The sequence below is a fragment of the Streptomyces sp. OfavH-34-F genome (assembly GCF_022347745.1).
In the GTDB taxonomy this organism is placed as follows: Bacteria; Actinomycetota; Actinomycetes; order Streptomycetales; family Streptomycetaceae; genus Streptomyces.
The window spans coordinates 1-12,766 of sequence record NZ_JAKRGC010000178.1 but is presented as its reverse complement, the minus strand read 5'-3'; the positions used below and the strand labels follow the sequence as shown (position 1 = coordinate 12,766).

The 12,766-nt window shown below is 72.6% G+C and carries 4 protein-coding genes; 1 reads left to right on the top strand and 3 read right to left on the bottom strand.

Annotated elements, in window-relative coordinates; genetic code table 11:
- Both MHW47_RS22905 and MHW47_RS22900 read right to left on the bottom strand, forming a co-directional pair.
- Positions 1-8,250 (bottom strand): non-ribosomal peptide synthetase (locus MHW47_RS22905; protein ID WP_239225667.1); only part of this gene is annotated, 8,250 nt, incomplete at its 3' end.
- A 251-nt stretch (positions 8,251-8,501) separates the two neighbouring features.
- Positions 8,502-9,854: an AAA family ATPase gene (locus tag MHW47_RS22900; protein WP_239225666.1), complete on the bottom strand. Its 1,353-nt coding sequence runs from the start codon at positions 9,852-9,854 to the stop codon at positions 8,502-8,504.
- Between the two features lie 347 nt (positions 9,855-10,201).
- Here MHW47_RS22900 and MHW47_RS22895 point away from each other — a divergent pair, with 347 nt between their 5' ends.
- Positions 10,202-10,402: a hypothetical protein gene (locus MHW47_RS22895; RefSeq protein ID WP_239225665.1), complete on the top strand. Its 201-nt coding sequence runs from the start codon at positions 10,202-10,204 to the stop codon at positions 10,400-10,402.
- Between the two features lie 79 nt (positions 10,403-10,481).
- Here MHW47_RS22895 and MHW47_RS22890 read toward each other — a convergent pair.
- The coding region (locus MHW47_RS22890; RefSeq protein ID WP_239225664.1) for a tetratricopeptide repeat protein at positions 10,482-12,766 on the bottom strand (2,285 nt) is incomplete at its 5' end.

The following is a 12,766-nucleotide window of genomic DNA, read 5'->3' as shown; positions in this document are numbered from 1 at the left end:
GGTCTGGGCCGTGACGGTCGAGACGAGGTTGCGGTGCGAGGACAGGATGCCCTTGGGCCGGCCCGTGGACCCGGAGGTGAACATCACGCATGCCACGTCGTCCCCGCCGAGGGGCACACCGAGGTTGCTCTCCGACGCGTCGGTCGGGGCCCCTCCGGAGCAGGAGAGCACGGTCCAGGGGCCGCCGCCCCCCAACCGCTGCCCCAGGACGTCGTCGGTGACGAGGAGGGCGATGCCCGCATCGTGCGCGGCGGACCGCAGCCGCTCGTCCGGGAAGTCCGGGTCGAGCAGCGTGTAACCGGCCCCCGCCTTGCTCACGGCGATCACGGCGGCGGCGAAGACCGCGCCGCGCTCCAGCAGGACGCCGGCCACGTCGCCGCGCCGCAGCCCACGGGCCCGCATCGTGTTCGCCCAGCGGTTGGCGGTGGCGTTCAGCTCGGCGTACGTGAGGTGCGTGTCCCCGTCGATGAGTGCGACGGCCTGGGGGGTGCGGGCGGCCTGTGCCTCGAAGCGGGCGACGAGCGAGGTGTCCTCGATGGGTGCGGTGGTCCCGGACCACGGTCCGAGCAGCAGTTCCCGCTCGGCGTCCGACACCACCTTCAGCTCGCCGAGGCGCGTCTCCGGGTCGGCCAGGGCCTGGCGCAGCACCTCGCCGAGCAGGGTCACCATGCGCTCGACGGTCGCGTGGTCGAACAGGTCCTCCGCGAACACGACCACCCCGTGCAGGCGCCTGTTGTCGTCGGAGCGGAGCAGGAATTCCAGGTCGAACTTGGCCGCTCCGTTGGTCAGCCCCCGCACCGTCGCTGTGCCCCCGCTCCCCAGATCCAGCGTGGGCGCCTCTCCGGCCTCCAGGGCGAGGCAGATCTGGAAGAGGGGGTGGCGGGAGAGGGTGCGGGTGGGGTTGAGGGTGTCGAGGACGAGGTCGAAGGGTGCCTCTTGGTGGGCGAAGGCGTCGAGGTCGGTGGTGCGGACGCGTTCCAGGAGTTGGCGGAAGGTGGGGTTGCCGTTGGTGTGGGTGCGCAGGACGAGTGTGTTGACGAAGAAGCCCACCAAGTCGCGGAGTGCTTCGTCGGTGCGTCCGGCGACCGGTGAGCCGATGGCCAGGTCCGTTCCCGCGCCGAGCCGGGTCAGCACCGCCGCCAGGGCCGCGTGCATGACCATGAAGGGGGTGCACCCCTCGGCACGGGCCAGCTCAGCCACCCGGGCGAACAGATCGTCGCCCAGGTCCACGGCGATCTGCCCGCCCCGGTGCGAAGCTGCCGCCGGGCGCGGGCGGTCCAGGGTCAGCCCGTGCTCCTCCGGCAGGTCGGCCAAGGTGGCCTGCCAGAAGGCGAGTTCCTGGGCGAGGACGCTGTCCGCGTCGTCGGCTGACCCCAGCACCCGCTGCTGCCACACCGCGTAGTCGGCGTACCGCACCGGCAGCGGCTCCAGGACGCTCGTGTCGGCGCCGGCGACCCGGGCCGCGTACGCCACGGAGAGGTCGTCGAAGAACACACCGGCCGAGCGTCCGTCCGTCGCGATGTGGTGGAAGAGCAGGAACAGAACGGCCTGCCCGTCACCCAGCTCGAACAGGGTGGCCCGCAGCGGGCTCTCCGTCGTGAGGTCGAACCGCTGCCGCGTCGCCGCGTCCAGGTCACCGTCCAGCTGCTCCGGCGTGGACGGCCGGCGCTCAATGACGATCCCGGCCCGGTCGGTCGGCTGGACGCGCTGCCGGGGCTCCCCGGCAACGGTCGTGAACACGGTCCGCAGGGGAGCGTGCCGCTCGACGACGTCGTTGAGCGCGGCCTCCAGCGCGTCGACATCCGGCACACCGGTCAGCCGTACGGCCATCGGCACGTTGTACGCGGTGCTCGCGCCGTCCAGTTCGGCCAGCAGCCAGAGCCGGCGCTGAGCGAAGGAGAGCGGGCTGCCGGAGTTGTCGCTGCCTTCCCCTTCCCCTTCCCCGGCCACCAGGGCCGGAAGTGCGGGCCGCCCCTTCAACGAGGCGATGTGCGCGGCGAGGCGTGCGGGTGTGGGGTGCTGGAACACGTCCCGGATGGTCAGCCGCACACCGAGGGCGTCGGCGAGGTGGTTGGTGAGCCGGGCCGCCAGCAGCGAGTGCCCGCCGTGCGCGAAGAAGCTGTCCTCGACGCCCACCGGGTCCTCGGTGCCCAGCACCCGGTTGAACAGGGCCACCGCGATCTCTTCGAGCTGGCTCCGAGGCGCCCGCTCGCTGCTCGCCACCGCGACCGGCTCGGGAAGCGCCCGCTTGTCGATCTTGCCGTTGGGGGTGAGGGGGAGGCGGTCGAGCGGGGTGAGATAGGCGGGGACGAGGTGTTCGGGGAGACGGTCGGCCACGTGGCGGCGGACATCGTCCATGGACGCGCCGGCGGTGACGAGGTAGGCCGACAACTGATCCTGGTGTTTGGTGACGACGGCTTGGGTGACGTGGGGGTGGGTGAGGAGGGCGGCTTCGACTTCGGCGGGTTCGATGCGGAAGCCGCGGATCTTGACCTGGTGGTCGGCGCGGCCTTCGTAGTGGAGGCGTCCGTGGGTGTCGAAGTGGGCGAGGTCGCCGGTGCGGTAGAGGCGGGTGCCGGCGGGGCCGTAGGGGTTGGGTACGAAGGCGGTGGCGGTGAGATCGGAGCGGTTGAGGTAGCCGTGGGCGAGGCCGTCACCCGATATGTACAGCTCACCCGTCGCACCCGGTGCGCAGAGTCGGAGCGAGCTGTCGAGGACGTAGAGCGGCTTGTTGACCAGGGGTGTGCCGATCGGGATGACGCTGTGCGGCTCGTTGCTAGGTTCGATGGTGTGGGTGGTGGCGTAGATCATCGCCTCGGCCGGCCCGTACCCGTTGAGCACCCTGATGCCCGGCCGGGCGGCCAGGAGCTTGTGTACGTGAACGGGTGAGGCGGCCTCGCCGACGGTGTAGGCGGTGGTGACGGTGGCGAAGGTGTCGGGGTGTTCGTCGGTGAGGTAGTTGAAGAGGCTGGCCGACAGCAGCAGGGTCGTGACGTGGTGCTTGGGCGCCAGTTCCGCGATCAGCGCGGGCTCGGGCTTCTGTCCCGGCTGAAGGACGACCCGTGCGCCGTGGAGGAGAGGTCCCCAGAACTCCAGGCTGAAGGCGTCCCAGGAGACCGGCGAGGACTGGAGGTACACCTCGTCCGGACCGGTGGGAAGGTAGGTCTGTCCGACCAGGGTGGAGACGAGGTTGCGGTGCGAGGAGAGGATGCCCTTGGGCCGGCCGGTGGACCCGGAAGTGAACATCACGCACGCCAGATCGTCGCCGCAGATCGGCACATCAAGGTTGCCGGGATTCTGGTCGGTGAGGTTCTGCGGCCCTTCAGTGCAGGTGGTCCAGGGGCCGGTGAGGCGGCCGGCGAGGTCGGTGTGGGTGATGAGGTGGCTGATCGCGGCTTCTTCGGCGGCTGACCGCAGTCGCTCGTCGGGGAAGTCGGGGTCGAGCAGGACGTGTCCGGCGCCGGTCTTGAGTACGGCGATGAGCGCGGCGGCGAAGTCGGCTCCCCGCTCCAGCAGGATGCCGGCGAGGTCGCCCCGGCCGAGGCCGCGCGCACGCAGGTGGCGGGCCCAGCGGTTGGCGGTGGCGTTCAGCTCCGCGTACGTGATGCGCTCGTCCCCGTCGATCAGCGCGACCGACTCCGGGAACTGCTCCACCTGCTCCTCGAAGCGGGCCACCAGTGACACATCGTCCCGCTCCACCACGGCCCCGGCCCACGGCCCGAGCAGCAAGTCCCGCTCACCCTCCGACAGCACCTCGACGTCGCCGAGGCGTGTCTCCGGGTCGGCCAGGGCCTGGCGCAGCACCTCACCGAGCAAGGACACCATGCGCTCGACGGTGGACCGGTCGAACAGGTCCTCCGCGAAGACGACCATGCCGCTCAGGCCCTGACCGTCCTCCGTGCGGAGCAGGAATTCCAGGTCGAACTTGGCCGCTCCATTGGCGAACGTCTGCATGGCCTGCGGCCGCACGCCCTGGAGAGCGAGCACCGGGGTGCTGGTCTCCAGCGTGAGGCAGATCTGGAAGAGGGGGTGGCGGGAGAGGGTGCGGGTGGGGTTGAGGGTGTCGAGGACGAGGTCGAAGGGTGCGTCCTGGTGGGCGAAGGCGTCGAGGTCGGTGGCCCGGACGCGTTCCAGCAGTTGGCGGAAGGTGGGGTTGCCGTCGGTGTGGGTGCGCAGGACCAACGTATTGACGAAGAAGCCCACCAGATCGCGGAGTGCTTCGTCGGTGCGGCCGGCGACCGGGGAGCCGATGGCCAGGTCCGTCCCCGCGCCGAGCCGGGTCAACGTCGCCGCCAGGGCAGCGTGGACGACCATGAACGGGGTGCAGCCCTCGGCACGGGCCAGCTCACCCACCCGGGCGAACAGGTCGTCACCCAGGTCCACCGTGATGTGCCCGCCTCGGTGCGAGGCGCGGGCGGGGCGCGGACGGTCCAGATTCAGGGAGTGCTCCTCCGGCAGCCCCTCCAGGGCGTCCTGCCAGAAGGCCAACTCCCGCGCGAGGACACTGTCCGCGTCATCGGCCGACCCCAACACCCGCTGCTGCCACACCGCGTAGTCGGCGTACCGCACCGGCAGCGGCTCCAGGACGTTCGTGTCAGCGCCCGCGAGACGTGCCTCGTAGGCGCAGGCGAGATCCGTGACGTACACCTCGCTCGACTGGCCGTCCGTGGCGATGTGGTGCATCACGACGACCAGGTGGTGGACGTCCTCGTCCAGCCGGAACAGCGTGACGGCCAGCGGCAGTTCACCCCGCAGGTCGAAGGGACGGCGCCCCGCTTCGGCCATCGCGGCAGCCAGCTCGCCGGCCGTCACCTCGCGGCGCTCCACCGCCACCCGTGCCTCGCCGGCCGGGAGGATGCGCTGGCGCGGTTCGTCCCCGACGGTCTCGTACAGCGTGCGCAGCGGCGCGTGGCGGGCGACGACGTCGTTGACGGCGGCCTCCAGCGCATCGGCGTCCAGGGCACCCACCAGCCGTACGGCCATCGGCACGTTGTACGCGGTGCTGCTGCCCTCCAGGTCCGCGAGCAGCCACAACCGCCGCTGGGCGAACGACATCGGGGCCGAAGCCGGGTCCGGCGCTTCTCCGGCGGACAGCGGAGGCAGCGCGGGCAGACCCTTCTCCGTGCTGATCTTCCCCGCCAGCCGCACCACGGTCGGGTTCTCGAACACGTCCCGGATCGTCAGCCGGACCCCGAGCACCTGCGCGATCCGGTTGGTGAGCCGGGCGGCGAGGATCGAGTGCCCGCCGTTGTGGAAGAAGTCGTCGTCGATCGTCAGCTCACAGGGTGCGTCGAGCGCGCTGGTGAAGAGGCCGACCAGCGTCTCCTCCAGCAGCGTGCGTGGGGCCCGGCCACCCGACGCCACCGCGACCGGCTCGGGAAGCGCCCGCTTGTCGACTTTGCCGTTGGGGGTGAGGGGGAGGCGGTCGAGCGGGGTGAGGTAGGCGGGGACGAGGTGTTCGGGGAGACGGTCGGCCACGTGGCGGCGGACATCGTCCATGGACGCGCCGGTGGTGACGAGGTAGGCCGACAACTGATCCTGGTGTTTGGTGACGACGGCTTGGGTGACGTGGGGGTGGGTGAGGAGGGCGGCTTCGACTTCGGCGGGTTCGATGCGGAAGCCGCGGATTTTGACCTGGTGGTCGGCGCGGCCTTCGTAGTGGAGGCGTCCGTGGGTGTCGAAGTGGGCGAGGTCGCCGGTGCGGTAGAGGCGGGTGCCGGCGGGGCCGTAGGGGTTGGGGACGAAGGCGGTGGCGGTGAGGTCGGCGCGGTTGAGGTAGCCGTGGGCGAGCCCGTCACCCGCGATGTACAGCTCACCCGTGGCGCCGGGCGGGCACAGCCGCAGGGCCGTGTCGAGGACGTAGAGCGGCTTGTTGACCAGGGGCGTACCGATCGGGATGAGGGTGTGCGGTGCGTCGCTGGGTTCGATGGTGTGGGTGGTGGCGTAGATCATCGCCTCCGCCGGGCCGTACCCGTTGAGCACCTTGATCCCCGGCCGCGTCGTGAGCAGTTTGTGCACATGGGCCGGGGACGCCGCCTCACCGACCGTGTACGCGGTCGTCACAGAGTCGAACGTCTCGGGGTGTTCGTCGGTGAGGTAGTTGAAGAGGCTGGCCGACAGCAGCAGGGTCGTGACGTGGTGCTTGGGCGCCAGTTCCGCGATCAGTGCGGGCTCGGGCTTCTGTCCCGGCTGGAGAACGACCCGGGCGCCGTGGAGGAGCGGGCCCCAGAATTCGAGGCTGAAGGCGTCCCAGGAGATCGGCGAGGACTGGAGGTACACCTCGTCCGGACCGGTCGGAAGGTAGGTCTGTCCGACCAGGGTGGAGACGAGGTTGCGGTGCGAGGAGAGGATGCCCTTGGGCCGGCCGGTGGACCCAGAGGTGAACATGACGCACGCCAGGTCGTCGCCGCTGATGGGCACATCGAGGTTGCCGGCGTTGTGGTCGGTGAGGCTTTCCGGGTGGTCGGCGCAGGTGGTCCAGGGCCCCGTGAGGCGGTCGGCGAGCACCGGCCGGGTCACCAGGTGGCTGATCGCCGCCTCCTCGGCGGCTGACCGCAGTCGCTCGTCCGGGAAGTCGGGGTCGAGCAGGACGTGTCCGGCGCCGGTCTTGAGTACGGCGATGAGCGCGGCGGCAAAGTCGGCACCCCGTTCCAGGAGGATGCCGGCCAGGTTGCCCCGGCCCAGGCCGCGCGCACGGAGGTGGCGGGCCCACCGGTTGGCGGTCGCGTTCAGCTCCGCGTACGTCAGCCGCTTGTCCCCGTCGATCAGCGCGACCGACTTCGGGAACCGCGCGACCTGCTCCTCGAAGCGGGCCACCAGCGACACATCGTCCCGCTCCACCACCGCCCCGGCCCACGGCCCGAGCAGCAACTCCCGCTCACCCTCCGACAGCACCTCCAGCTCCGCGACCCTCCGGTCACCCGGCTCCGCCGCGTTGACGGCCGCGACGAGGAAGGCGGCCAGCCGGTCCTGGTGGGCGGCGACGGCCTCGGGGTCGACACCGTCCACGGGCGCGTCGAAGTCGATGCGGAGGCCGTCCGTCGCGCCCAGGTCGTACACCGTGACGTTGAGGTCCTCCACCGGGCCGCTGGTCACGTTGTGGTTGACCGTGGAGTGGCCGCACACGGTCAGGTCCGCGTTGAAGCCCATGATGTTGAGCACCGGGCCCGTCATCCTGCGGCCGCCGGTGAGCGTGCCGGCGTCCCGGCGCAGGTCCTCGAACCGGGTCAGCTGGTGGCGCAGCCCGTTCTTCACCTCGGCGGACACCGCCCGCACCAGGCCGCGCAGCGTCTCACCGCCGTCCACGGCCAGCCGCAGCGGCACGATGTTGGAGGCCATCGAGGGCGTGCTGCGCGCGGTCCGCGTGGTGCGGCCCGGCACCGGCAGCGCGACCGTCAGCTCGTCCAGCGCCGTGACGCGGTGCAGATACACCGTGAACAGGGCGACCACCAGCACCGCCCACGACACCCGCTCCGACCGTGCGACGGCCCGCAGCCGGTCGGCTTCCCCCGCCGGGATCAGGACCGTGCGCCGCGAGAACGGCAGCACACCCCGGGCCGGGGCGGCCCGGCCGGAACCCCGGACGAGGCTGGGGAACCGCTCCGGCGCCCCGCTCAGGTGCTCCCGCCACCAGGCCCGGTCGGCGGCGGCCTCGTCCGAGCCCCGGTACGCGTCGTCCTCGGCGTATACCTCGGCCAGCCGGCCGAACGGGGACGCGCTCCACGGCGCACCGGCGACCGCCTGCTCGTACAGCTCGACGAGCCGCTGGAGCAGCATCCCCAGGCCCGCACCGTCCGTGACCAGGTGGTGGAAACCGCAGTAGTAGAAGAACCGGTCCTCGGCCAGCTTGATCAGCGCACAGCGGACCGGGGCCTCGCCGGTCAGGTCGAACGGCACCCCCGTCAGCGCGTCCAGCACGTCCCAGGCCGCGCGCTCCGGGTCGGCCTCGCCGCTCACATCGGTGTACGGGAGGGTGCGGTCGCCCGGGCCGGCGTCGATGAGCTGCCACACCTGCTCGCCGTCGTCCTCGAAGCGGCGGATGCGCAGGACGTCCGCCTCCTCCGTAAGGCGCCGCCAGGCCGCGGCCATCAGCTCCGGGTCGACCGGGCCGCGGATGTCCCGGCACTCGGCGACGGTGTACTTGAGGCCGGTGGGGTCCAGGGAATGGGCCGTCCAGATGTCGCGCTGGGCCACCGAGAGCGGCAACCGGAAGGTGGCCGGAGCGGGTGCGACGGTCGCGTCGGACGGCATGGGGTCTCCTGTGTGGGTCGCGGCGGGACGGGGCGGGTGCGGGGAGGACGCGGTGCCCGGCCGGGCGGGCAGTGCCATACAACTGCCGGGGCCGGGCGCGGAGCGGCAGTTGTTCCGGCGGGAGGCCAGCAGTTCGACGGCACTGCGGCAGTCGGAAGGCAGCCGCCGTACCCGGCGCCACCGCCGCTCCGTACGCGCGCCCCGCCCGTACGCGCGTCCCGCCCGCAGCGGTGCTCAGAACGCGGCGGCGCTCACACCACGGCAGTGGTCGCGCCCGCCGCCGCGCGGACCACGCACAGCACCCGGAACGCCGAGCGCCCGCCGTCCCCGCCCGCCCGGATCACCCCGCCGACCAGCAGCTCCCGGATCAGCCGCCCGCACTCCGGCAGCGTGCGCCCGGTGAGCCGTACGACGTCCTGGAAGAGGAATTCCCCGTCGCCCTCCCGGCACAGCTCGCCGATGAGCGTCCGGTACGGGGCGGGCAGCGCGGCCAGCGTGCGGCTCACCCGCACCTGCAGACGGGAACCCTCCGGGCCGCCGGCCAGGTGGTCGAGCAGCGGGGCCGGGTCCGAGTCGACGACGTTGCGCAGGGTCGTCAGGTCGCAGACGGTCAGCCAGGAGGCGGCCGCGCCGAGCGCCGCCGGATGGCCGTCCAGGCGGTGGCAGATCCAGGTGATGTCGGCGAGCGCCTGCGCGTCCGGCACGATGTCCGGCCGCACCCGGCGCAACTGGCTGAGGAAGAACCGCACGGCGGGTGCGTCGGTGTGCCCGGCGGACGGCACGGGCGCCTCCAACGGCGAGAGCAGGAACAGGCGTTCACCCGGTACGTTCCACGGCCGCTCCCCGGTGACCAGCAGCCGCAGCCCCGGGAAGGCGCGCAACAGCCTGCTCAGCCGGCCGAAGTCGAGGGCGGCCGTGTCCACCCCGTCCAGGACGAGCACGGCACCCCGCGCCGCCGGACCGCCGTCGTGCAGGGCGGCCAGCGCCTCCGCCAGCTCGGGCAGCAGCTCCTCCGGCTCGCCCAGGCCCCGCAGGAACCGGGAGCAGGCGTCGGCGAGTTGGGGCAGCGGGTCGTCGTCGGCGCGGAGGCAGTCGGCGGTGGTCCCGTCGCCGCTGTGCCACAGCACCGGCAGCCCGGCGTCGTACAGGCGGGCCGCCACCTCCAGCGCGAGCCGGGTCTTGCCGACGCCGCTCAGTCCGACGACCGTGACCAGCCGCTCGGAGCCCGAGCCCAGCTCCTCCACCACGATCCCGGTCTCCGCCTCCCGGCCGACCAGCGGATACAGCGGTACGGGCGGCGCGGCCCGCTCCATGGACAGCCGGCGCACCTCGCCCCCGCCGCGCGGGCCGCTGCGGGCCGCCGCCTCCAGCGCGGCGCGGGCTCTCGGGCCCAGCCTCAGCGCGTCGGCGATGAGCCGCACCGTGTCCGTTCTCGGCCGCTGGGCCTTCCCCTTCTCCAGGTCCCGGATGGCCCGCACGCTGATGGTGGACAGGTCGGCCAGCTCCCGTTGGGTGAGGCCGATGCGGAGCCGGTGGCCGCGTATCAGGGAACCGAGCGACGCGGTGGCGGCCGGGGTGTCCTGCGGGGGGTGGCTGAGCGTCATGAAAGGACTCCTGCTCGTCGGGGAGGGGCACCCCGTGAGCGGCTGCGGGCCGGGGTGCCGTGGCGGACGGCTGTCGTGCCTTGCTGCTGCCGCCATGCTCCGCGCACCGCCTATCCGGAAGGCATCGCGCCGCCAACGCCGCCACGACCGGCCCGGCCGGCTCCGCGATAGCGCGCCCGCACCGGGAAAGCGCAGGTCAGCGGCGTACGAAAGGGGGAGCGCGGCCGGTGAAAGCGGGCTCAAGCGCCGTGATAGCGGGGCGATAGTGGCGGGGGCGGTGCCGTGAATCCGGCTTTTCCTAGCTTGGTGTCCAGAAGGAAACGGAACACCGACGAAGGGACAGTCCGATGACGAAGAACACCACCACCCGCAACGCCCTCCGCGCCGCCTTCGCCACCGTCGCCGTCGTGATCGTCACCGGCATCGGCGTCCAGACCGGCTGGGCCGACGACGCCACCGGCACCGGCACCCAGCCCACCGGCACCAGCAGCACCCCGACGCCCGCCCCGACCACCACCGGCTCCACCGACAACAACCCCTGGGACTGACCGGCCCCCTCGCACCGCCCCCGCACCGGAAGGGCGCCGGGCACCGCCGCTCCCGCCCCGGAAGGGCGCCGGGCACCGCCTACCCCGCGCCGAGCAGCCGCCGGGTCTCCGCCAGTTCCCGCTTCATACCCCGGCTCGTGAAGACCTCCAGCGCCGGAGCCAGCAGTTCACGGGAACGCCCCGGCTCGTCCGCCAGCAGCCGCGCCAGATCCAGGCGGGCCAGCGCACCGCCACCGAAGTCCATGATCTGCTCCCGGGCCGCGACCGCCCGGTCGAAGAAGTACGTGGCCCGGTCCGGCCGGCCCATCAGCACGAAGGCATGACCCAGGTCACGCAGCAGATGCCCCTCGCCGATCACGTCACCGGAATCCCGGCACAGCTCCAGGACCTCCGTGAACGTCAGCACCGCGAGATCCAGTTCGCCCCGCTCCAGCAGGAGCTGGCCCACCCGGCGCAGCGTCCGCGCCCGGCCGCCGAGATAGCCCACCCCGTCGTAGATCTCCAGCGCCTCGTCCAACTGCGCCTGCGCCGCGTCCGTCTCACCGCGCCGCATCCGGATATGGGCGCTCTGCGTCAGCACGATCGCCCGCCCCACCACGTCACCGGCCCGGTCGAAGTCGGCCAGGGACCGCTCGTACAGCTCCAACGCGACATCGTCCTCGCCGTTCGTCCGGGCGATCAGCGCCATGTCGCGGAGGCACAGCGCCTCGCCCTGCGGCTCGTCCAGCGCCTGGAAGACGTCCAGCGCCGAACTCAGCGCCTGGCGGGCCATGTCGAACTCGTTGCGGCACATGTACAGCGAACCGAGCGAGGCCCGTACGGCGGCGGTGCCGCGCAGATTGCCGGCCTTGCGCACGGCGGCCAGCGCCCGCACATGGGTCTGCTCCCACAGGTCGTAGTGGCCCCGCACCTCGAACAGCGTGACCAGGGTCGTCGCCAGGTTCCAGCTCACATCGTGCAGACCCTCGTCGGCGGCGTGCTCCACCATGCCGCACAGCGCGCCCTGCTCCGCGTCGAACCAGGCCAGCGGATCGGCGAGCAGATCACCCGTGTACGACGGCGGCGGCGCCCAGCGCGGCGCGTCACCGTGCAGCACGGTGAAGTCACCGCCGTACACCTTGCGGTGGGCCTCCTGCGCCAGATACATCCAGCCGCCCGCCATCCGCTGGAGCGCCGCCCGGCGCACCTCCGGGGTGTCCTGCGCGGCCAGCTGCTCGCGCGCGTAGACGCGGATGATCTCGTGGAACTGGTAGCGGTAGCCGCCGGTCCGCTCCACCCCGACGACGTCCAGCATCTGCATGTCCACCAGCGGCTCCAGCAGATCCGACGGAACCGGCCGGTCGTCGTCGAGCAGCGCACCCGCCAGCCAGCCCGGCAGCGTCGGAGTCCGCGCCATGCTCAGCAGCCGCAACAGCCCCCGGTCCTCCGGCGCCAGCCCGTTGTACGTGAGGGAGAGACTGGCCCGCATCGTCATCTCGCCGTGCGCCAGCTCGTCCAGCCGGTGCCGTTCGTTGGCGAGCCGGTGCACCATCGACGCCAGCGTCCAGTGCGGGCGGGCGGCCAGCCGGGCGGCCACGATCCGCAGCGCCAGCGGCAACCGCCCCACCGTACGCACCAGCGCCTCCGCCGACGCGGCCTCGCCCTCGACGCGCTCCTCCCCGATGATCCGCGACAGCAGCCGCAGCGCCCGCTCCTCGTCCAGGACGTCCAGCTCCACCCGGTACGCGCCCGGCAGCGCGGTCAGCCTGGCCCGGCTGGTCACCAGCACCGCGCAGTCCCGGCTCCCCGGCAGCAGCGGCTGCACCTGGCTCTCCGTCGCGGCATCGTCCAGGACGACCAGCACCCGCCGGGAGGCGAGCCGGGTGCGGTACATCTCCGCCCGCTCGTCCAGCGAGTCCGGGATGAGCTGGCCCGGTATGCCCAGGGCCCGGAGGAAACGGCCCAGCACCTCCAGCGTGGTCGCCGGGGTACCGGTGCCGCGCAGATCGCAGTACAGCTGACCGTCCGGGAACCCCGTCTCGGCCAGCCGGTGCCCGAGGTTCACGGCCAGGGTGGACTTGCCGGTGCCCGGCTTCCCGGTGATCACCGCCACCCCGACCGCCTTGCGTTCCCGGCCACCGGTGAGCGCCCTCTCCAGGGCGGCGAGCTGTGCGTCGTCGGCCACGAAGTCCGAGGTGGCGGCGGGCAGTTGCTGCGGGCGTACGTCGTGCGGCTGCGGCTCGCCCCGGCCGGCGGGGGAGTCCTGGACGGCCGAGGGCTCCTGGGCGGCCGGGGCGCCTCCACCGGCGCGGTCGCCCGCGTGCGGGGCGCCGTCCCCGGACCGGGCTGCGCCGTTCGACGACGTGGGGCCGTTCGACGACCCGC